Annotated in this window: 21 protein-coding genes and 1 tRNA gene; 15 read left to right on the forward strand and 7 right to left on the reverse strand. The window is 69.4% G+C overall.

Annotation, left to right across the window (positions count from 1 at the left end; translation table 11 throughout):
• The 6 genes from E2F48_RS00005 to E2F48_RS00030 all read left to right on the forward strand — a co-directional run.
• On the forward strand, nucleotides 1-190 hold a 190-nt coding region (locus tag E2F48_RS00005; RefSeq protein ID WP_185149764.1), incomplete at its 5' end, for an IMP dehydrogenase.
• A gap of 214 nt (nucleotides 191-404) precedes the next feature.
• Entirely contained in the window at nucleotides 405-1757 is a 1353-nt protein-coding gene (locus tag E2F48_RS00010; protein WP_133402006.1) for a hemolysin family protein, read from the forward strand.
• Nucleotides 1754-2860: a hemolysin family protein gene (locus tag E2F48_RS00015; RefSeq protein WP_133402007.1), complete on the forward strand. Its 1107-nt coding sequence runs from the start codon at nucleotides 1754-1756 to the stop codon at nucleotides 2858-2860. Before E2F48_RS00010 ends, E2F48_RS00015 begins: the two co-directional genes overlap by 4 nt.
• Before the next feature lie 76 nt (nucleotides 2861-2936).
• On the forward strand, nucleotides 2937-3908 hold the full coding sequence (locus E2F48_RS00020) for a metal ABC transporter solute-binding protein, Zn/Mn family (RefSeq protein WP_133402008.1): 972 nt from the start codon (nucleotides 2937-2939) through the stop codon (nucleotides 3906-3908).
• Nucleotides 3909-3949: 41 nt separating this feature from the next.
• Complete coding sequence (locus E2F48_RS00025) at nucleotides 3950-4738, forward strand: metal ABC transporter ATP-binding protein (RefSeq protein WP_133402650.1); 789 nt, start codon at nucleotides 3950-3952, stop codon at nucleotides 4736-4738.
• 2 nt (nucleotides 4739-4740) lie between these two features.
• Entirely contained in the window at nucleotides 4741-5613 is an 873-nt protein-coding gene (locus tag E2F48_RS00030) for a metal ABC transporter permease (RefSeq protein WP_133402009.1), read from the forward strand.
• 24 nt (nucleotides 5614-5637) lie between these two features.
• Here the strand turns inward: E2F48_RS00030 and E2F48_RS00035 are convergent, their stop codons facing one another.
• On the reverse strand, nucleotides 5638-6072 hold the full coding sequence (locus E2F48_RS00035) for a Fur family transcriptional regulator (protein ID WP_133402010.1): 435 nt from the start codon (nucleotides 6070-6072) through the stop codon (nucleotides 5638-5640).
• Between the two features lie 76 nt (nucleotides 6073-6148).
• On the opposite strand from E2F48_RS00035, the gene E2F48_RS00040 reads away from it, so the two are divergent.
• The 3 genes from E2F48_RS00040 to E2F48_RS00050 all read left to right on the forward strand — a co-directional run bounded on the left by E2F48_RS00040 (nucleotide 6149) and on the right by E2F48_RS00050 (nucleotide 7694).
• A complete protein-coding gene (locus E2F48_RS00040; protein WP_133402011.1) occupies nucleotides 6149-6808 on the forward strand; it encodes an MBL fold metallo-hydrolase in 660 nt (219 codons plus the stop codon).
• A 123-nt stretch (nucleotides 6809-6931) separates the two neighbouring features.
• Nucleotides 6932-7111 carry a YegP family protein gene (locus tag E2F48_RS00045; protein WP_120165170.1) on the forward strand — a complete coding sequence of 60 codons (180 nt, stop codon included), beginning with the start codon at nucleotides 6932-6934 and terminating at the stop codon, nucleotides 7109-7111.
• Between the two features lie 148 nt (nucleotides 7112-7259).
• A complete protein-coding gene (locus E2F48_RS00050) occupies nucleotides 7260-7694 on the forward strand; it encodes a hypothetical protein (RefSeq protein ID WP_133402013.1) in 435 nt (144 codons plus the stop codon).
• A 127-nt stretch (nucleotides 7695-7821) separates the two neighbouring features.
• Here E2F48_RS00050 and E2F48_RS00055 read toward each other — a convergent pair whose 3' ends face one another.
• Nucleotides 7822-8505 (reverse strand): response regulator, encoded by a 684-nt coding sequence (locus tag E2F48_RS00055; protein WP_133402014.1) that lies wholly within the window; start codon nucleotides 8503-8505, stop codon nucleotides 7822-7824.
• A gap of 227 nt (nucleotides 8506-8732) precedes the next feature.
• Nucleotides 8733-9182, reverse strand: coding sequence for a DUF4383 domain-containing protein (locus E2F48_RS00060; protein ID WP_133402015.1), 450 nt, complete (start codon nucleotides 9180-9182; stop codon nucleotides 8733-8735).
• 170 nt (nucleotides 9183-9352) lie between these two features.
• Between E2F48_RS00060 and E2F48_RS00065 the strand changes: the two genes are divergently transcribed.
• Nucleotides 9353-9616 carry a DUF6221 family protein gene (locus E2F48_RS00065; protein ID WP_133402016.1) on the forward strand — a complete coding sequence of 88 codons (264 nt, stop codon included), beginning with the start codon at nucleotides 9353-9355 and terminating at the stop codon, nucleotides 9614-9616.
• A 46-nt stretch (nucleotides 9617-9662) separates the two neighbouring features.
• Here the strand turns inward: E2F48_RS00065 and E2F48_RS00070 are convergent, their stop codons facing one another.
• Nucleotides 9663-10745, reverse strand: a complete 1083-nt coding sequence (locus tag E2F48_RS00070; RefSeq protein ID WP_133402017.1) for a PLP-dependent cysteine synthase family protein — start codon at nucleotides 10743-10745, stop codon at nucleotides 9663-9665.
• A gap of 103 nt (nucleotides 10746-10848) precedes the next feature.
• Between E2F48_RS00070 and E2F48_RS00075 the strand changes: the two genes are divergently transcribed.
• The 3 genes from E2F48_RS00075 (at nucleotide 10849) to E2F48_RS00085 (ending at nucleotide 12613) form a co-directional block, all read left to right on the forward strand.
• Nucleotides 10849-11682, forward strand: a complete 834-nt coding sequence (locus tag E2F48_RS00075) for a sulfurtransferase (protein ID WP_133402018.1) — start codon at nucleotides 10849-10851, stop codon at nucleotides 11680-11682.
• A gap of 164 nt (nucleotides 11683-11846) precedes the next feature.
• Nucleotides 11847-12272, forward strand: coding sequence for an HIT family protein (locus tag E2F48_RS00080; RefSeq protein WP_133402019.1), 426 nt, complete (start codon nucleotides 11847-11849; stop codon nucleotides 12270-12272).
• 41 nt (nucleotides 12273-12313) lie between these two features.
• Nucleotides 12314-12613, forward strand: a complete 300-nt coding sequence (locus E2F48_RS00085; protein ID WP_133402020.1) for a DUF503 domain-containing protein — start codon at nucleotides 12314-12316, stop codon at nucleotides 12611-12613.
• 58 nt (nucleotides 12614-12671) lie between these two features.
• Here the strand turns inward: E2F48_RS00085 and hrpA are convergent, their stop codons facing one another.
• Together hrpA and E2F48_RS00095 are read right to left on the reverse strand one after the other, a co-directional pair.
• Nucleotides 12672-16640: an ATP-dependent RNA helicase HrpA gene (hrpA, locus tag E2F48_RS00090; protein WP_133402021.1), complete on the reverse strand. Its 3969-nt coding sequence runs from the start codon at nucleotides 16638-16640 to the stop codon at nucleotides 12672-12674.
• A gap of 90 nt (nucleotides 16641-16730) precedes the next feature.
• On the reverse strand, nucleotides 16731-17708 hold the full coding sequence (locus E2F48_RS00095; RefSeq protein ID WP_133402022.1) for a helix-turn-helix transcriptional regulator: 978 nt from the start codon (nucleotides 17706-17708) through the stop codon (nucleotides 16731-16733).
• A 112-nt stretch (nucleotides 17709-17820) separates the two neighbouring features.
• Here E2F48_RS00095 and E2F48_RS00100 point away from each other — a divergent pair, with 112 nt between their 5' ends.
• Both E2F48_RS00100 and E2F48_RS00105 read left to right on the forward strand, forming a co-directional pair.
• Nucleotides 17821-18450 (forward strand): DJ-1/PfpI family protein, encoded by a 630-nt coding sequence (locus E2F48_RS00100; protein ID WP_133402023.1) that lies wholly within the window; start codon nucleotides 17821-17823, stop codon nucleotides 18448-18450.
• Nucleotides 18447-19007 (forward strand): DinB family protein, encoded by a 561-nt coding sequence (locus E2F48_RS00105; RefSeq protein ID WP_133402024.1) that lies wholly within the window; start codon nucleotides 18447-18449, stop codon nucleotides 19005-19007. Before E2F48_RS00100 ends, E2F48_RS00105 begins: the two co-directional genes overlap by 4 nt.
• A gap of 81 nt (nucleotides 19008-19088) precedes the next feature.
• On the opposite strand, the gene E2F48_RS00110 is transcribed toward E2F48_RS00105, so the two are convergent.
• A tRNA-Arg gene (locus tag E2F48_RS00110) sits at nucleotides 19089-19164 on the reverse strand.
• Between the last annotated feature and the right edge of the window lie 73 nt (nucleotides 19165-19237).

Genomic DNA, 19237 nt, shown 5'->3' on the forward strand with positions numbered 1-19237 from the left:
CTCCAAAATGTACCTGGACCCCGCCCGGCCCGGCGTGGAGGACCTGCTGGATATGATCACCGCCGGCGTGCGCAGCTCCATGACCTACGCCGGAGCCCGCTCCCTGGCCGAATTCCGCGACCGCGCCGTCGTCGGCATCCAATCCGCCGCCGGCTACGAAGAAGGCCGCCCCCTCCCACAAAGCTGGTAACCGCACCGCCCGGGCGGGAATCCGTTTTCCGCCCGGGGGGCCTGGGGTAAACTGAAGCCCTTATGGACAGCTCCTCTAGGGGCCGGCCGACGAAGCAGCAGGCGTCACGGAACCGTGACCACGCCCGCCGGCCTTCGTCCGAGGCCGGCAGACCCCGACTTAATGCCCATCACCCCCTTTCTGATGCCGTCCCCGGCCGGGCGGTGAACCGTTCATGGAGTGGCTCTATCTAGCGGCGGGCCTCCTGCTGATCCTCGGCACCGGCTTCTTCGTCGCCGTCGAGTTCGCCCTCGTCGCCCTTGACCAGACCACCGTCCAGCGGGCCATCGAGCAGGGCGATAAGAAGGCCGTACCGCTGCTGCGCTGCCTCAAGTCGCTCTCCACCCAGCTCTCGAGCTGCCAGATCGGCATCACGCTGACCACGCTGCTCACCGGCTATGTCATGGAGCCGTCGGTCGGGCGCCTCTTGGAGGGCCCGCTGGCCGCGCTCGGGCTTTCCGAGGGCGTGGCGTCCTCGGCGTCGCTGATCATCGCGATCGCCCTGGCCACGCTGCTCTCCATGGTGCTGGGCGAACTGGTGCCCAAGAACATGTCGATTGCCCTGCCCTTCAAGATCGGCCGCGCCCTGGCACGGCCGCAGCTTATGGTCACGGCGGTCTTCCGGCCGGCCATCTTCGTGCTCAACGGGTTCTCCAACCGCGTGCTGAACATCTTCGGGCTCGAGGCCAAGGAGGAGATTTCCGGTGCGCGATCGCCGGCCGAACTCTCCTCGCTGGTGCGGCGGTCGGCCCAGCTGGGCACGCTCGACCAGGGCACGGCGAACTTCCTAGCCCGCACCTTCAGCTTTTCCGACCGGACGGCGGCCGATGTCATGACCCCGCGCATCCGGATGGAAACCATCGATTCCGAGCAGACCGTCGCCGACGTCGTCGAGGCGGCCCGGCGCACCGGGTACTCCCGGTTCCCCCTGATCGGAGAGTCGGCCGACGACATCCGGGGCGTCGTCCACGTCAAGAAGGCCGTCGCGGTGCCGCGCGACCGTCGGGCGTCCCTGCCGGCGGGCACCATCATGACCGATGTCCTGCGGGTCCCCGAGACCGTCCACCTCGACTCCCTGCTGCGCGAGCTGCGGGACGCGAACCTGCAGCTGGCCGTGGTGCTCGATGAGTACGGCGGAACTGCGGGGGTTGCGACGCTTGAGGACCTCGTCGAGGAGATCGTCGGCGAGGTCGCGGACGAGCACGACAAGCTCAAGCCCGGGGTGCTGCAGAGCGCCTCCGGCATCTGGTACTTCCCGGGAATGCTTCGCCCCGATGAGGTCACCGAGCAGATTCCCCTGCTCACCGTGCCCGACGATGCAGGCTACGAAACCGTTGGAGGCTTCATGATGGCCGAACTCGGCCGGATCGCCGCCGTGGGGGACACCGTCCCGGTCTCCGGCGGCACCCTTGAGGTGGAGCGGATGGACGGGCGCCGGATCGACCGGGTCCGCTTCCTGCCCGGCCCGTCCGGGGAGCAGGCCACCCGCACCGGCGCCAACGCCCTGGGCGAGGAGGGCCTACGATGAGCGACTGGGCCGGAATTGCCTGGCTGGTGGTGCTGCTGATCGGCAATGCGTTCTTCGTGGGCGCCGAATTCGCCATCATGTCCGCGCGGCGGAGCCAGATAGAGCCGCGTGCCGATGCGGGGTCCAAACGTGCCCAGACCACGCTGTGGGCCATGGAGCACGTCTCACTCATGCTTGCCTGCGCACAGCTGGGCATCACCGTGTGTTCGCTGCTCATCCTCCAGGTCGCCGAACCCGCGATCCACCACCTCTTCGTGGTGCCGCTGGAAGCGTTGGGCATTCCCGAAGGGGTGGCCGACGGCGCCGCCTTCGGCATCGCCCTGCTGATCGTGACCTTCCTCCACGTCACCTTCGGCGAGATGGTGCCGAAGAACATCTCGGTCTCCGCGGCCGACCGGGCGGCGCTGATCCTTGCGCCGCCGCTGGTGATGATCGCCCGCATCGTGCATCCGGTGATCTCGTCGCTGAACTGGCTGGCGAACCAGATCCTGCGCGCCTTGAAGGTCGAGCCGAAGGATGAGGTCACCTCCTCGTACACGCTCGAGGAGGTGCAGTCGATGGTTGAGGAGTCGACCAAGCACGGCCTCGTCGACGACGATTCCGGCCTGATCACCAGCGCCCTCGAATTCTCAGGCCAGACCGCCGAGACGACGATGGTGCCGCTGGCTGACCTCGTGACCCTCCGCACCGACGCCACGCCGGAGGAGTTCGAGCGGGCCGTAGGGCGCACCGGCTTTTCGCGCTTCGCCCTGGTTGACGAGAAGGAGAATCTCACCGGGTACCTGCACCTGAAGGACATCATGTCCATTCCGCAGGCGCTCTACCAGAGGCCGATCACCGAGAACAAGGTGCGCGCCCTTGCCAACCTCAGTCTCTCCGACGAAATCGAGGATGCCCTCGCGGTGATGCAGAAAACCGGCTCCCACCTCGCGCGGGTACTCGGTCCGGGCGGGGAGACCAGGGGAGTCCTCTTCCTTGAGGATGTGATCGAACAGCTCGTCGGGGAGATCCGGGACGCCACCCAGAACCAGGGTGCACGCCGGCTCGGCGAGGCGATGACGGAGCACAGCGGCAATCCGCTGCAGGAGGGGCGGCTGCCGTAGGCCGGGCGCGCGGCGATCTAGGCTAGACTTGATCCGCTAACGTAAACAATTCTCATTAGAGTGGATCGAGGCAGGTATGTCCCGCGCACCCTTGCGCCGCACGGCTTCACTGGCAGGACTCGCCGTACTGGCACTGACGGCTTCGGCCTGTGGCGGAAACGCCGGCGCGGGGAACGCCGCGGACACCGGGTCGGAGCCGCTTCAGGTGGTTACCGGCACCAATGTGTACGGGAGCATTGTCGAAGCGATCGGCGGGGACCGGGTGGAGGTCACGGCGATCGTCGACAGCCTGAGCCAGGACCCGCACTCCTACGAGGCGACCGTCCAGGACAAACTGGCGGTCTCGAAGGCCGACCTGCTGGTAGAGAACGGCGGAGGGTACGACGCGTTCCTGCACCGCCTCGCAGACGAGACCGGCCTGGACCATGACCGGGTCGTGACCGCCGTCAGCGTCTCGGGCCTCGAGGGCGCACCGGCGGAGGACGAGCACACCGGGGAGGCCCATGCCGAGGATGGCGGGCACGGGCACGGCTCGTTTAACGAGCACGTCTGGTACAGCCCTGCGGCGATGAAGTCCCTTGCCGGCGCCCTCGGCGACACACTGGGCACCCTCGATGAGGCGAATGCAGCCGACTACGAGGAACGGGCGGAGCGCTTCCAGGACTCGCTTTCGGCCATCGAGGAATCCCTTGCCGCCGGAGGCGAGGGCGCCTTCGCCGCGACCGAGCCCGTCCCGGTCTACCTCCTGGAGGCGGCCGGGCTCACCGACGCCACGGTGCCCGAGTACACCGAGGCGGTTGAGGAGGGCAACGACGTGCCGGTGGGGGTGCTCAACGAGATGCGGGAACTGCTCGCCTCGGGGAGCGTCGAATTCCTCGCCTACAACGAACAGACCGAAGGACCGCAGACGCAGTCCGTGCGGTCGGCCGCCGAGCAGGCCGGCGTGCCCGTCGTGGACTTCACCGAGACGCTGCCGGAGGGACAGGACTACCTGGCCTGGATGGAGGCCAATGCGGAGTCGGTCCTGGAAGCGCTGAACGCCGGGTGAGTGCCGCAACAGGCCCCGGCGGGCTGGGGCGGGCACCGGTCGTGAGCCTGCGCAACGCCGGGCTGTCCTTCGGTGAGCGCGTGCTGTGGGAGGGCCTTGACCTCGACATCCACCCGGGCGAGTTCTTCGCCGTGCTGGGCCCGAACGGCTCCGGGAAGACGAGTTTCCTGAAGGTGCTCCTGGGGCTGCAGGACCTCGGCTCCGGCACCGCCACCATCAATGGCGGACCGCTGCAGCGCGGCAACCGCGGCATCGGCTACATTCCCCAGCAGCGCCCGTTCGCCGCGGACACGCCGCTGCGGGCGCGGGACCTGGTGGGCCTGGGCGTGGACGGCCACCGCTGGGGGGTCCGCCTCCGGGGCCGCGGACACCGCGACACGGTCGACGCGCTGCTCGCCGAGGTCGGCTCGTCCTCCTACGCCGACGCCCCCGTCGGGAGGCTGTCGGGCGGGGAACAACAGCGCCTGCGTGTGGCCCAGGCGCTGGCCGCCGAACCGCGCGTTCTCTTGTGTGACGAGCCGCTGCTCTCCCTCGACCTGCACCACCAGCAGGCGGTCAGCGGGCTGATCAACCGGCAGTGCCACGAGAAGAACAGTGCCGTTGTCTTCGTCACCCACGAGATCAACCCCATCATCGACTACGTCGACCGCGTGCTCTACCTCGCCGGCGGCCGGTTCCGGGTCGGGGCGCCGGAGGAGGTCATGACCAGCGAGGTGCTCTCGGAGCTCTACGGCAGCCCCGTCGAGGTGCTCCACCACGAGGGGCGGATCATCGTGGTGGGGCTGCCCGGCACGGCGGCCCACCACCACCATCCCGCAGGAGAGGTCTGATCATGGATTTCCAGTCGTTCATGGAAGCGGTCTTCAACTTCGAGAACTACTCCGAACTGCTGCCGCTGGTGCGCAATTCGATCTGGGCCGGAGCCGTGCTGGGCCTGCTCGGCGGGCTGATCGGGACCTTCGTGATGATGCGGGACCTCGCCTTCGCCGTGCACGGCATCGCCGAGCTCTCCTTCGCGGGGGCAGCCTTCGCGCTCCTGGTGGGCGCGAACGTCGTCCTCGGCTCACTGGTGGGATCGGTGCTCGCGGCCCTGGTGCTTGGGGTGATGGGGATCCGCGCCCGGGACCGCAACTCGATCATCGGCGTGGTGATGCCCTTCGGCCTCGGGCTCGGCATCCTCTTCCTCGCTCTTTACGAGGGCCGGGCGGCGAATAAGTTCGGCCTGCTCACCGGGCAGATCGTCTCCGTGGACAATGTGCAGCTGAACCTGCTCGCGGGCTGCGCCGTCGTGGTGATGGCCGCACTGGCCCTGATCTGGCGTCCGCTGACCTTCGCCAGCGCCGACCCGGACCTGGCGGAGGCCCGCGGCGTGCCCGTGCGCGGCCTGTCAATCCTGTTCATGGTGCTGCTGGGCGTGTCGGTCGCGCTGTCCATCCAGGTGGTGGGGGCGCTGCTGGTGCTGGCGCTGCTGATCACCCCAGCCGCGGCCGCACTGAAGGTCACCTCGACGCCGCTGCTCGCGGTGCTCCTGAGCATCGCGTTCGCCTGTGTGTCGGTGGTCGGCGGGATCCTGCTGGCCCTCGGCGGTCGTATCCCGATCAGCCCCTACGTGACGACGATTTCCTTCGCGATATACCTCGGATGCCGGATCCTGGGGAACCGGCGGAGCAGCGCCCGGCCGGCCCGCGTCCGCACGGCGGCCTGACCCCTCGGTCCCTGGCGTTCGAGGTCAGCGCATCGCCTTCGCCGCAGTGCACTCGGGGCACAGCCCGAAGATCTCAACCGTGTGGGCGGCCTCGGTGAACCCGTGCGCGGCCGCCGTCCGCACCGCCCACTGCTCCACCGCTGGGGCCTCGACCTCCACGGTGCGCCCGCAGTTCCGGCACAGCAGGTGGTGGTGGTGATGCTCGACGGCGCACCGGCGGTAGACGACCTCCCCGTCGCCCCGGCGCAGGACATCCACCAGGCCGTCGTCGGCCATCGATTGGAGGACCCGGTAGACCGTGGGGAGGGAGACGGAGTCTCCCCGGGCGCCCAGGAGGCGGTGAAGCTCCTGGGTGCTCACAAAGTCCTCGAGCTCGTCAAGGGCGGCGCTGACGGCCAGCCGCTGACGGGTGACCCGCTGTTCGGAGCCCTTACGCGGGTGCTCCACGTCGGATCGCATGGGAAGCCCTTTCGGCGGAGGGAAGGAGGGGTCATCATCAAGATTATCAGCAGGGGCTGGAGGTATCCTGTGCGCTATGAAGCTCACCAAGTACACCCACTCCTGCGTCCGGCTCGAACAGGACGGATCGGCCCTCGTGATCGATCCGGGCAGCTTCTCGGAGGTCGAGGAGGCCCTCAGGGGGGCATCGGCGGTGCTCATCACCCATGAACACCCCGACCACCTCGACCTTGAGCGGGTCGCGGAGGGGATGGCTGCCGACCCGGGCCTGGAGCTGTGGGCCCCGGCAGCGGCGGCAGCCGCCCTGAGTGCGCGGCTGGGAGCCGGCGCCTCGGACCGGGTGCACGTGAGCGAGCCTGCCATCCAGTTCACCGCGGGAGGTTTCAGCGTGAGGACCTTCGGCGGGCAGCATGCGCTGATCCACCCGCACGTGCCCATGATCGCGAACGTCGGCTACCTCATCAACGACAACGTGTACCACCCGGGGGATTCCTTCATCGTGCCCGACGCCACCGAGGTTCAAACCCTGCTGGTGCCGGTCCACGCGCCGTGGTCGAAGACCGCAGAGGTGATCGACTTCATTACCTCCGTCCGTGCGGCCAAGGCGTACCCCATCCACGACTCGCTGCTCACCGACGGCGGGATTGGCCTGGTCGAGTCCCTTCTCGCCCGGTTCGGGGGGTCCGCTGGATCGCGCTACGAGCACCTGTCGCCCGGCCAGACCGCCGAGGTGTAGGCGGCCCCGGACAGGTCGGGTCCGGCCGGTCAAGCAGGAATTCCGCGCGGGGCGGGCCTTCCGTCCGGTGCGGGCCGCGGTTAACCTCGGGGGACAATGGCAGCTGCGACGCAAGGGGGCGTGATGGCAGGCAGATTCGAAATCTTCCGCGACGATCAGGAACGGTTCCGCTTCCGGCTCACCGGTGAGGACGGGTCGACCCTCATCACCAGCGAGCCTTATGAAGACAAGGAGACGACGGTCGACGGAATCAACGGGCTCCGGGACTGCGCGTCGATGGCCCTGGTCGCCGATCTGACCTGACCCCATCCGCTCCATATGCCTTTCGCGGCGGAGCGGAAGCGGGCCGGTGGAGGAGAAATAGGGCCTTTCGCCCCTGTAGTTCCGGGCGGTGCGCAGACGAACCTTAGAAAGGATCGTTGCGCACGCACGAACCGGAAGAGGAACTGCAATGGCACAAACGACCCCACCCGGTGGACGGATCAGCCGGGATGCAGGGTATTCCCGGCCCGCCCATGAGGGGAACCCGGCCGTGCAGGCCCGGCGGCGGGCTATGGAGAACCACCCATCGAGCATCGGGGCGCGCAAGCTGAGGATCCTTGTGCGTCTGGATCCGGAACTCGCGTCGGCGCGCATCTGCGTCCGGGGCGTTCTCACCCCGGCCAACCTGTATGCGCTCTACTGCATTGCCAGGCGCACCAACGGCCTGCAGCCCGGAATGCCCATCACGGTTGACCTCACGGGGGCCCAGGCCCAGGCCGATGCGCTCCAGGCGCTCCATGTGAGCGCCGCGGAACGGCGCCTGCCGGCCACCGTCGATCCGGCTGGCACCCCCTGCTGGCTCACCGTGCTGGAGCCGGGCCCCGCGACCGGCAGCCGGCGGTAGTTTAGGCACCTCCGCCCCCTGCCGTACCCGCCCGCCAGGGCTCTCGGGGGAAGGTCCGCAGCCCCGGCCCGTCGTCAGCCTTCGGGGGTGTCAATGCTGGGGTCGGCTGTTCGTCCCCGCGGCGCCATCACTCTTCGGGCCAGCCGCGCGCCGTCGCGATGAAGACGGCGGCCTGGGTCCGGCGCTGGAATCCGAGTTTGGCCAAGAGCGAGGACACATAGTTCTTCACGGTCTTCTCCGCGAGGTACATGGTCTGGCCGATTTCCTTATTGGTCAGCCCCTCGCCGATGTAGTGGAGCACCTTGCGCTCCTGCGCCGTCAGGGCATCGAACCGGGGGTCTTCGCCCTCCGACTCGGCCAGTCCGGCGGAGATCTTTTCCTTGACCTCCGGATTGAACAGCGATTCGCCGCGGGCGGCCCGGCGCACCTTGTGCACCAGGTCCGTCCCCAGCACCTCCTTGAGGATGTACCCGGCGGCACCGGCCAGGACCGCACCGCGCAGGGCCTGCTCGTCGTCGTAACTGGTGAGGATGACGCAGCGGAGGCTTTCGTCGACGGAGCGGACGTTGCGGCACACTTCGATGCCGGTGCCGTCGGGCAGCCGGGCGTCGAGGATGGCGACGTCGGGGTTCAGTGCGGGGATCCGGCGGGCGGCCTCCTCTGCGGAGCCCGTCTCACCCAGGACGGCGAATCCCTCGCCCTCGAGCAGGTCGCGCAGGCCGCGCCGCACCAGCTCGTGGTCGTCGAGGATGAACACCGTGGTGGTTCCGGTCGGCCCCGGCTGCGGGTCGCCCGATTCGTGGCGATTCATCGCCCCTCCTCATCCAGCATCGGATTCCCGGCGCATCCGAGATTCCAGACGCTGCCGTGCTCCCCATGATCCACCCGGACGGGCGGTTGCGGCAGGGCCAAAGGTCCGCAGGGCCCCGGGGCGGCGGCCGGTGCTGGGCCGGTGGCGGCCCGAGGCGGGGCGGGCGGTTAACGCACAGCGGCCGGGTACCGGATGCAGACCCCGGTCCCCGGCCGCTGCGGGTTTCCTCAGACGCGGGCGGTGTGCTTCTTGCCCAGCACCAGGGCAAGGGCGATCATGCCGACGCCGAGGAGCAGGTGCAGCCAGTTATCGGCTGCATTCAGCGGTACGAAGTTGCCTGCCGACTCCTGGTCGATTACGAGGCCATAGATCCAGAGCACGAGGTAGATGATGCCCCCGACGAGCAGGTAGGACCGGGCACCCGACGCGCTGCGGGCGAGCATAATCCCGGCGACACCGAACAGCAGGTGGACGACGTTGTGCAGCACGGAAACCTGGAACAGGCCCAGCAGCAGCGCGCCGGAGTGGTGTCCGGCGAAGGCGAGCTGGTCGTACTGAGCGGTGATCCCCGGAACGAATCCGAGGAGCCCGACCAGAAGGAAGACGGCGCCGACGGCCAGGGCCGCCTTCTGGACGGCGGTTCTCGAGGTCGTGCGGGAGTGCTGTGATGTTGTCATGAGTCTTCTCCTGAAGGTGTGCGTAATGGGAACTTGTGGTTTCCACCGCTTATTCGCACTCGGGCGGGCTCCGGATGGGAACGTGATTCAATCTTCAGCGGACTGTTGTACGACCGTTACCACACCGGTTCAGGGAGACGCGCGGGCGGAGGGTCTGTAGGGTCGGAGGCATGAGCGACCTCACCGAGTTCCTCCTGGCGCGCATTGAGGAGGACGAAGAGAACGTCCACTCCTGGTGGCACCAGCAGTCGGTCGCGGTGCTGGACCGGGCGCTCGCCGAATGCGAGGCCAAGCGCCGGATGGTGACCCACTACTGCAGCATCGACTGGACTCGAAACGAGCCGGACGGACGGGACGACGCCGTCGTCTTCATGCGGCTGCTGGCACTGCCGTACGCCGGGCACCCCGGCTACCGCAGGGAATGGCGCCCCTAGGACGGGGCGGGGTGCCCACCCTGCGCTCCCGCGGTCCCCGCGGCCCTCACCCGGGCCAGCGGCCGGTGGCGAAAAATTCCTCAAGGACCGCCTCGAACGGTTCCGGGTCCAGCCCCCGCCCCCTAAGCCAGGCGTCGTCCTCGTAGGACCCGGCATACCGATCCCCGGAATCGCACATCAGCGACACAATGCTCCCGGCCCGCCCCTCGGCCCGCAGAGCCGCCGCGAGCTGCCACACCCCCCACAGGTTCGTCCCCGTCGACGGTCCGGCGTGCAGCCCGGTGAGGCGCTTCAGGTGCCGCGCGGCCGCCACGGAGGCCGAATCGGGCACCTGGATCATTGCATCGATGACCCCGGGGACGAAGCTCGGCTCCTGCCGCGGCCGTCCGATGCCCTCGATCCGCGACGCCCGGCCGGTGGCCGGCGCCGACGGGTCCGCCCAGGCGGGAAAGAACGCCGAGTTCTCGGGGTCGACGACGGCAAGCCGCGTCGAGTGGCAGTTGTAACGCAGGTACCGGCCGATGGTCGCCGAGGTGCCGCCCGTGCCGGCACCGACGACGATCCACTCGGGGATCGGGTGCTCCTCGAGGGCCAGCTGGCCGAAGATCGACTCGGCGATGTTGTTGTTTCCCCGCCAGTCCGTGGCGCGCTCGGCGTAGGTGAACTGGTCGAGGTAGTGGCCTCCGGTCTCGCGGGCGATCCGCTCGGCCTCGGCGTAGACCTGCCCGGCGTCGTCGACGAAGAAGCAGGTTCCGCCGTACTGCTGGATCAGGGCGATCTTCTCGGAGCTCGTGGTGCGGGGCATCACCGCGATGAACGGCAGGCCGAGCAGCTGGGCGAAGTAGGCCTCGGAGACGGCGGTCGACCCGCTGGAGGCCTCAACGATGGTCGTGCCCTCGGTGATCCAGCCGTTGACCAGCCCGAAGAGGAACAGGGAGCGGGCCAGCCGGTGCTTCAGGCTCCCGGTGCGGTGCGTCGATTCGTCCTTCAGGTAGACCGAGACCTGCCATCCGGGCGGGAGGGGGACGGCGAAGAGGTGCGTGTCGGCGGACCGGCGGTTTTCGGCCTCGATCCTTCGGACAGCGTCTGCGGTCCACACGCGGCCGGCGGAGGCGCTGTAGGTGATCATTGGATCAGCCTACAAGCGCTACTGGTGTCGGCCCTGTGCCTGTGGTGGACTGGCGTTCATCAGGACCGGCCCGGTGCCGGCTTAATTTTCTAAGGAGATCTTGATGAAGACTCTGATGGACGTGCAGACGCTGCGGGACCGGATGACCTCCGGGCTGCAGACAGTGCTGCTCGACGTCCGGTGGTCGCTGGGTGATCCCCACGGCCATGGACATTACCGCTCATCGCACATCCCCGGGGCGATGTACGTGGACCTGGAGGAACAGCTGTGCTCCCGTCCGGTTCCGGCCCTGGGACGGCACCCGCTCCCGGACCCTGACGCGTTCCAGGAGACGGCCCGGCAGTGGGGCATCAACCGGCCCGACGACGTCGTCGTCGCCTACGACGACTCGGGCAACCTCGCCGCCGCACGCCTGTGGTGGCTGCTGCGGGACGCCGGGCTGCGCTCGGTCCACCTCCTCGACGGCGGGCTCACCGCCTGGCGCGCCGCAGGGTACGAACTCGAGGGCGGCGAGGAACAGCACTGCCTGGGCTCGGTCGAACTGGGCCGGGGCGCGATGCCCGTGATCGACCTCGACGGCGTGCGCCGCGGCGGGGAGGACCTGCTGCTGCTCGACGCGCGGGCCCCCGAACGCTTCAGCGGCGAGTACGAGCCCGTCGACCCCAAGGCCGGGCACATCCCCGGGGCGCGCAGCGCGCCCACGACGGACAACCTTAGGGCCGACAAGACCTTCCGGCCGCCGGCGGAACTGCGGGAGCGGTTCGCCCGCCTCGGAGCGGCGGGAGCCGGCAGTGTCGCCGTCTACTGCGGCTCCGGCATCACGGCCGCCCACGAGATCGCCGCCCTGGAGATCGCCGGCATCCCCGCCGCCCTCTACCCGGGCTCCTGGTCCCAGTGGTCCTCCCGGCCCGACCTTCCGGTGGCCACGGGAGCCTGAGCAAGAGGCCGGGGCGGAGACGGGCGCCGTCTCCGCCCCGGCTGGCAGGGACGGTGCCCAGCGGGTAGCGTCGAGGCATGAACCCCGGACGTCCCTCGCCCCCGCCGCTGCGGGGAACCATCCCTGCCGGCGGAGCGAGGCGCGCCCCTGGCGAAGGAGAGCCTGTGAGCACTGTTTTTACGCGGATCATCCGCGGCGAGATCCCCGGCCGCTTCGTCTGGGCAGATGACGACGTCGTCGCCTTCCTCACCGCCGCCCCCATCACCCCCGGACACACCCTCGTGGTGCCGCGCCGGGAGGTTCCGCACTGGCTCGAGGCGGACCCGGAGACGCTCACCCGGGTGATGGCCGTGGCCCAGGCCATCGGCAGGGCCCAGGAGCAGGCGTTCGGCGCCAAGCGGGTGGGGGTGCTGCTCGAAGGCTTCGAGGTGCCCCACCTCCACGTGCACGTCTGGCCGGCACAGGGCCCCGAGGACTTCGACGTCCACAACGTCGACCGCAACCCCGACCCGGCCGCCCTCGACGCCGCTGCGGACTCGCTCCGCCAGGCGCTGCGCGCGGCCGGCTCCACCGCCGTCCCTCCGGCCTGAGCCGGCGCCCGACATCCAGCCGGCCGGTGGAAGGAGCTGACATGTGGATCGGCACCATCGAATTCGACCTGCTGCTCGGTGATGTCCATTCACTCAAGGGCAAACGCTCGGTGGTCCGCCCGCTGGTGGCCGACCTGCGGCGCAGGTTCGACGTCGCCGCCGCCGAGGTCGAAAGCCTCGACCTGCACCGCCGCGCCGGCATCGGCGCCTCCGTCGTGGCGGCCGACCGGCGGCACGCCGTCGACGTGCTCGACGCCGTTGAGCGGTTCGTTGCTGCCCGCCCCGAACTCGACCTGCTCAGCGCCCGCCGCCGGCTGCTGAGCACGGAGGACCTTGGCTGAACCCGCCTGACAATGCCCGCCCGGGAACCCTCATGCGGGCGGCTTCAGGCACGCACCCTTAGGCGGCGAGTGCCTCGCCGAGGGCGGCCCGGATGCGCTTTTCGGAGACGCTGTAGGCAGTGCCGAGCTCCTGGGCAAACAGGCTGATCCGCAGCTCCTCAAGCATCCAGCGCACCCGCTGCAGGTCCGGCGCGCTCTTCCGCGCGCCGGCCGCCAGCGCCGCCACGGCGTCGTCGTACTCGTCCTCGAGGCGCTGCACGACGGCGGTGCCCGCACTGTCGCGGGCGACGTTCGAGGCGAGCTTCTCGAGGCGCATCTCGATGCCCCGCAGGTAGCGCGGGAGGTGGCTGAGCTGGGCGTAGCCGGTCTTCGCCACGAACCCGGGGTAGACGAGGTGTTCGAGCTGGCTGCGGATGTCGTTGAGCGCGGTGATCATCGCCAGGCTGGTTGTGCCCTTGAGCAGCTTGGAGATCCTGCGGTGGCTTGAGAGGATCTTCTCCACCGTGGCCGTCACGGTGAACACCGTGTCGATCAGCTCCGCACGCACGAGCTCGTAGAGCGCGTCGAATTCCTGCTGCGTCCAGGGCAGCTGCTCCGGGACGAGCTTGTCGATGGCGGCCAGCGAGCAGTCGGAGATGAGCGCCGCGACGGACCCGTGCGGGTTCTGGCTGAACGTGAGCTTCTCGGTGTTGCTCAGGTGCTCAAGGACGTACTTCGCCGGGCTGGGCACGCGCAGGGACAGCAGCCGGATGACGCCGGCGCGCATGGCCCCGGCCTGCTCGGCCGGGCTGGGGAAGACCCGCAGGCCCACCGCGGTGGTTTCGTCGACGAGTGCGGGGTAGCCGGTCACGAGGTGCCCGGCCACGGTGCGGGAGACCTCGCGCGGTACCGTCCCGAAGGTCCACGCCGTCGCCCCGGTCACTTCCGCAAGTCCCGGTGTGCCCCCGGCCGACGGCGTACCGCGCCCGGGCCCGCCGGCGGACTGCGGCGCTGCGGCGGGGCCTCCGTCTGCCGACGGCGAACGGCCGCCGCGGCGGGCCTTGCCGCCGCCTGCACCCGAGGCCTCCGGGCGGGTGCTTGACGGGGTCGCCCCGAGGGACGACGCGATCGCCCGGCTAACGGCGGGGGCCAGGGAGGCCTTGAGGGCGTCAAGGTCCTGGCCCTCGTCGAGCACCTTCCCCCTCGCGTCGACGACGGAGAAGGTCATTGACAGGTGCGGGGGCAGCACCGACCAGTTCCACGAGCCGGGCGGAATGATGTGCCCCTTCAGGCGGCGCAGGACGAGTTCGAGGGAGGCCTCGAGGTCGTCCTGCGCCGGATCGAAGTCCGCCTCGAGCGCGGCCACGGCGGACCGGGCCACGTCCGGCGCCGGGATAAAGTTCTTGCGGATCCCCTTGGGCAGGGACTTGATGAGCGCCGTGACGAGTTCCACCCGCAGGCCCGGGATCTGCCAGCGGAACGGCCCGGACTCCAGCTGGTTCAGGAACAGCACGGGGATGCGCACCGTGACGCCGTCGGCCGCGCCGGGGGCGCCGGGGGAGAATTCGTAGTTCAGGGGCAGTTCAAAGCCGCCCTGGTGCCAGATGGTGGGGAAGGCCGAATCGTCGAGCGCGTCGGCGTCCTCGGCGAGCAGGTCCTCCGGGTCGAAGTCGAGCAGGTCCGGGTCCGCCTGGCGGGCCTGCTTCCACCACGAATCGAAGTGCCGTTCAGAGACGACCTCCCGGCCAACCCGGGCGTTGTAGAAGTCGAAGAGGGTCTCGTCGTCGACCCTCAGGTCCCGGCGGCGCAGCCGGTTCTCGAGTTCCTCGATCTCCTGCAGCCGGGCCTGATTGCGGTGGAAGAACTTGTGATGGGTCTTCCAGTCACCCTCCACGAGAGCGTGCCGGATGAACAGCTCCCGCGCGACCTCGCGGTCGACGCGGCCGTAGTTGATGCGCCGCTGCGGCACGATGGGCACCCCGTAGAGGGTGACCTTCTCGTACGCCATGACCGAGCCCTGGCGGCTCGACCAGTGCGGTTCGCTGTAACTGCGCTTCACCAGGTGCGGGGCCACCTGCTCGGCCCACAGGGGGTCGAACCGGGCGGCGACCCGGGCCCACAGCCGGGAGGTTTCGACGAGTTCGGCGGCCATCACCCAGTCGGGGGACTTCTTGAACAGGGCCGAGCCGGGGAAGACCGCGAAGCGGGTCCCGCGCGCGCCGGCGTATTCGCGCTTGCGCTGGTCGTAGAGCCCGATGTGGCTCAGCAGGCCCGAGAGCAGGCTGATGTGGATGGCGTCGCTGTTGCCCACCGGGTCGACGGCGCCCGGGGCGAGGGTGATGCCCAGCGGCTTGGCGAGCTGGCGCAGCTGGGCGAAGAGGTCCTGCCACTCCCGGACCCGGAGGTAGTTGATGAACTCATTGCGGCACAGCTTGCGGAACTGGGTCGAGGACAGTTCCTTCTGCTGCTCCTCGAGGTAGCGCCACAGGTTGAGGTAGCCGGTGAAGTCGGAGTGCTCGTCGAGGAAGCGCTTGTGTTTCTCGGCGGCGCTCTGCTGCTTGGCCGGCTGGTCGGCGGACGGGCGCTCGCGGGGGTCCTGGATGGTCAGGGCCGCCGCCAGGATCATGACCTCCTTGGCGCAGCCCCGGCCGGCCGCTTCGACGATCATGCGGCCCAGCCGCGGATCGACCGGCAGCTGGGCGAGCTTGCGGCCGACGCCGGAGAGCCCGCCGTCGTCGTTCAGCGCCCCAAGCTCGCGCAGCAGGGCCACGCCGTCGGTGATGGCCTTGGCGTCGGGCGGCTCGACGAAGGGGAACTCGGCGATGTCGCGCGGGCTCTTCGTGACGCCCATGGCGGTCATCTGCAGGATCACCGCGGCCAGGCTGGTCCTCAGGATCTCGGGCTCGGTGAACGGGCGCCGGGACTCGAAGTCCTCCTCGGAGTAGAGGCGGATCGCAATGCCGTCGGAGACGCGGCCCGAACGCCCGGAGCGCTGGTTGGCCGAGGCCTGCGAGACGCGTTCGATCGGCAGCCGCTGCACCTTGGTGCGGTGGGAGTATCGAGAGATGCGGGCCGTGCCGGTGTCGATGACGTACTTGATGCCCGGAACGGTCAGGGAGGTTTCCGCGACGTTCGTGGCCAGCACGATGCGCCGGTTGGAGCCGCCGGCGCTGAACACGCGGTGCTGCTCCTGCAGGGACAGGCGGGCGAACAGGGGCAGCACCTCGGTGCCGCGCAGGCGCTGGGTGTTCTGGATCCGGGCCCGCAGCGCGTCGGCGGCGTCGCGGATCTCACGCTCGCCGGAGAAGAACACGAGGATGTCCCCGGCGGCCTCGCGGGAGAGTTCGTCGACGGCGTCGCACACCGCGTCGACCGGGTCGCGTGCCTCCTCGAGGTCGTCGTCGGAGTCGTTGTCGCCGACGGGCTGATCCAGCGGCCGATACCGGATCTCCACGGGGAAGGTGCGCCCGGAGACCTCGATGATCGGCGCCGGCGCTGTGTCCGCGACGGCGGCGTCGGCGGCGAAGTGCCGGGCGAACCGTTCCGGATCGATGGTCGCGGAGGTGATGATGACCTTGAGGTCCGGGCGCTGGGGCAGGATGCGCTTCAGGTAGCCGAGGATGAAGTCGATGTTGAGGCTGCGCTCATGGGCCTCGTCGATGATGATCGTGCTGTATTTCCGCAGCAGGCGGTCGTGCTGGATCTCCGCCAGCAGGATGCCGTCGGTCATGATCTTGATCTTGGTGTTGCGTCCGGTCTGGCCGGTGAAGCGGACCTGGAAGCCGACCTCCTCGCCGAGCTGGACGTCGAGTTCCTCGGCGATGCGTTCGGCCACCGTGCGTGCCGCCAGGCGGCGGGGCTGGGTGTGGCCGATCAGCCCGGAGTCGGCCAGGCCGAGCTCCAGGCACATCTTAGGGATCTGGGTGGTCTTACCCGAGCCGGTCTCGCCCGCAATGATGGTGACCTGGTTCGCGGCGATGGCCGCCATGATGTCCGAGCGGCGGGCGGAGACGGGAAGATCCGCGGGGTAGGAAATTGTCAGTGCCATAGTTGCCTCCCAGTCTAGTGCTCCGGCGCCGGAAGGGCCGGGGCAGGGAGGGAGCGGCCGGGAGGTGGCGTGCCCGCCGACCGGAACCTGTCAGCGGGCGTACACGGTTCCGGCCCGGCCGGCAGCCCGCCGCAGCCGCCCCGCAAGCTCGGCCGCCCGCACCCTCATGGCCTCGGGCTCGAGAATCTCGAACTCAACGTCGAGGGAGGCCAGCTGCATCAGGGGGTAATCGAGCGAATCGAAACCCGCCCGCAGGATCGTAGCGTTGGGGCCGTCGCTGGTCAGCTCAGCGATCTCCGCGGGAATCCGCTGCTCAATCTCCCGGATCCCCGCGGCGAGCCGGATGACGGCGTCGTAGCTGTAGGGGGAGCGGGTGATTGACTTCTGCACATACCGGGCCAGGTCCGTCGCCGGCAGCGGCCGGGCCGTGAACCGCGCGCGGGGGGAGGGGATGCTCCGGCAGCGGTCCACCCGGAACGTGCGCCAGTCCTCCCGGACCGTGTCCCACGCCACCAGGTACCAGCGCCGCCCGGTGTCCACGAGCCGGTACGGTTCGACGAGCCGGCGGGAGGATTCGCCGTCGTGCCGCTCATAGCGGAAGGCCACGATACGGCGTTCAGTGATCGCGGCCGACAGGGCTGTCAGGACCGCAGGATCAACCGGGGTGCTGGGCGCGGCCATGCGGGTGACCGCCGACCTCAGCCCGGAGAACCGGGGCCGCAGCCGCGCGGGCAGCACCTGTTCCAGCTTGGTGAGCGCCCGCACCGAGGCTTCCCCGACGCCGGCCACGGGGCTTGCTGTGACGGCGGTCAGGCCGATCGCCACGGCGAGGGCCTCGTCGTCATCGAGCAGCAGCGGCGGAAGCTGCGCCCCGGCACCGAGCTGGTAGCCGCCGGCGATGCCCGGGGACGCCGAGATGGGGTAGCCCAGCGTGCGCAGCTTGCCGATGTCCCGGCGCACTGTCCGCTCGGTCACCTCCATGCGCTGGGCGAGGGCGGGGCCCGTCCACTCCCTGCGCATCTGTAGCAGGGAGAGCAGGTGGAGGAGGCGGGCCGAGGTTTCCAGCATGAACCCAAACTACCGCGAACCGAGGACAGAACCTGTCCTCATCGCTTCCTAGGCTGGGGGAGGATTCACACCGGGTGGCCTGCGCCGCGGGCCCACGACCTTAGGAGACGCCATGGGCTCGCCATTGAATGTTCTGCTGTACCTTCCCGAGGGGATGGCCGACTGGGAGGTCGGGTACGCGTCCGCCGAACTCTCCGGCGGACAGCTCCTGCGCCCGGAGCGGCAGGTGTTCCTCTCCACCGCGTCGGCCGGCGGCGGCCCGATCCGCACCATGGGCGGCATGACGGTCGTTCCGGACGCGGCGCTCGCCGACACCCCAGGCGAGCAGCTCGATGCGCTGATCCTGCCCGGCGGGACGAGCTGGGACTCCGCCGCCAACGCGGACGTGCTTGACCTGGCGGCGCGGCTGAAGGACCGCGGTGCCCCCGTGGCGGCCATCTGCGGCGCCGTCGACGCCCTGGCCGGCGCGGGCCTCCTCAACGACGTCGCGCACACGGGCAACAGCGCCGACTCCCTCGCGTCCCACGAGGGGTACTCGGGGTCCGCACTGTACCGGGAGGAGCTCACCGTGAGCGACGGCAGGGTCGTCACCGCGGGGTCCTGGGCGCCCGTGGAATTCGCCGCCGAGATCTTCCGCACGCTCGACGTGATGGACGAGGAGATCCTCGGAAGCTGGCTGCTGTTCTGGGGCAAGCGCGACGTCCGCGGGATCTACCAGCTGATGGAGGCGCAGTCAGAATGAGCACCGCCGGAGAACTCGCCGAGCAGCTCTCCTGGCACTGGGAGAACCAGGCGCGGCCGCGGCTCGAGGGGCTGACCGATGCCGAGTACTTCTGGGAACCCGTGCCCGGCTGCTGGAGCCTTCGTCCGCGGGAGGAGGCAACGGCGCCGATCGCGGCCGGCGCGGGGCGGTTCGTCCTCGAGTTCGCCATTCCGGCGCCTGATCCCGCCCCGGTCACCACCATCGCCTGGCGGCTGTCCCACCTGATCGTGGGTGTGCTGGGGGAGCGGGTCGGCTCGCACTTCGGCGGCGAACCGATCACCTACCGCAGCTTCGATTACCCGGAGACGGCCGTCGCCGCCCTGGCCTGCCTCGACGGGCTCTACGGACAGTGGAACCGTGCGGTGTCGGGCCTGAGCGCGGAGGAACTCGCCCGCCCGGTCGGCCTCGCCGAGGGCCCGTTCGCCGAGTATCCGATGTCGGCGTTGGTGCTCCATATCAACCGGGAGATGATTCACCACCTCGCGGAGGTCGCCCTGCTGCGCGACCTGTACCGGGACGGTCCGGCGAAGATGTGACGGCACGGACCGGAGGCAAAGAAAAGCGCCGCCGTCCCGAAGGACGGCGGCGCTTGGATGCCGGTTTTTCCACCCGGCCGGTGGTGCCCTCGATAGGATTCGAACCTACGACCTTCTGCTCCGGAGGCAGACGCTCTATCCCCTGAGCTACGAAGGCATGGGACGGTTTTTCTCCGTCTCCGTAAGGGACTTAATGAGCTTAGCAGGTGGACTCGGCGGAGTGGAAACGC

It is taken from the genome of Arthrobacter crusticola (assembly GCF_004357995.1).
Classification (GTDB): Bacteria; Actinomycetota; Actinomycetes; order Actinomycetales; family Micrococcaceae; genus Arthrobacter_D; species Arthrobacter_D crusticola.

What these genes read in the sequence shown, in the direction of transcription:
- E2F48_RS00010 (WP_133402006.1), top strand. Translation starts at nt 405, where the DNA reads ATGGAGTGGCTCTATCTAGCGGCGGGCCTCCTGCTGATCCTCGGCACC.
- E2F48_RS00015 (WP_133402007.1), top strand. Translation starts at nt 1,754, where the DNA reads ATGAGCGACTGGGCCGGAATTGCCTGGCTGGTGGTGCTGCTGATCGGC.
- E2F48_RS00020 (WP_133402008.1), top strand. Translation starts at nt 2,937, where the DNA reads ATGTCCCGCGCACCCTTGCGCCGCACGGCTTCACTGGCAGGACTCGCC.
- E2F48_RS00030 (WP_133402009.1), top strand. Translation starts at nt 4,741, where the DNA reads ATGGATTTCCAGTCGTTCATGGAAGCGGTCTTCAACTTCGAGAACTAC.
- E2F48_RS00035 (WP_133402010.1), bottom strand. Translation starts at nt 6,072, where the DNA reads ATGCGATCCGACGTGGAGCACCCGCGTAAGGGCTCCGAACAGCGGGTC.
- E2F48_RS00040 (WP_133402011.1), top strand. Translation starts at nt 6,149, where the DNA reads ATGAAGCTCACCAAGTACACCCACTCCTGCGTCCGGCTCGAACAGGAC.
- E2F48_RS00045 (WP_120165170.1), top strand. Translation starts at nt 6,932, where the DNA reads ATGGCAGGCAGATTCGAAATCTTCCGCGACGATCAGGAACGGTTCCGC.
- E2F48_RS00050 (WP_133402013.1), top strand. Translation starts at nt 7,260, where the DNA reads ATGGCACAAACGACCCCACCCGGTGGACGGATCAGCCGGGATGCAGGG.
- E2F48_RS00055 (WP_133402014.1), bottom strand. Translation starts at nt 8,505, where the DNA reads ATGAATCGCCACGAATCGGGCGACCCGCAGCCGGGGCCGACCGGAACC.
- E2F48_RS00060 (WP_133402015.1), bottom strand. Translation starts at nt 9,182, where the DNA reads ATGACAACATCACAGCACTCCCGCACGACCTCGAGAACCGCCGTCCAG.
- E2F48_RS00065 (WP_133402016.1), top strand. Translation starts at nt 9,353, where the DNA reads ATGAGCGACCTCACCGAGTTCCTCCTGGCGCGCATTGAGGAGGACGAA.
- E2F48_RS00070 (WP_133402017.1), bottom strand. Translation starts at nt 10,745, where the DNA reads ATGATCACCTACAGCGCCTCCGCCGGCCGCGTGTGGACCGCAGACGCT.
- E2F48_RS00075 (WP_133402018.1), top strand. Translation starts at nt 10,849, where the DNA reads ATGAAGACTCTGATGGACGTGCAGACGCTGCGGGACCGGATGACCTCC.
- E2F48_RS00085 (WP_133402020.1), top strand. Translation starts at nt 12,314, where the DNA reads ATGTGGATCGGCACCATCGAATTCGACCTGCTGCTCGGTGATGTCCAT.
- hrpA (WP_133402021.1), bottom strand. Translation starts at nt 16,640, where the DNA reads ATGGCACTGACAATTTCCTACCCCGCGGATCTTCCCGTCTCCGCCCGC.
- E2F48_RS00095 (WP_133402022.1), bottom strand. Translation starts at nt 17,708, where the DNA reads ATGCTGGAAACCTCGGCCCGCCTCCTCCACCTGCTCTCCCTGCTACAG.
- E2F48_RS00100 (WP_133402023.1), top strand. Translation starts at nt 17,821, where the DNA reads ATGGGCTCGCCATTGAATGTTCTGCTGTACCTTCCCGAGGGGATGGCC.
- E2F48_RS00105 (WP_133402024.1), top strand. Translation starts at nt 18,447, where the DNA reads ATGAGCACCGCCGGAGAACTCGCCGAGCAGCTCTCCTGGCACTGGGAG.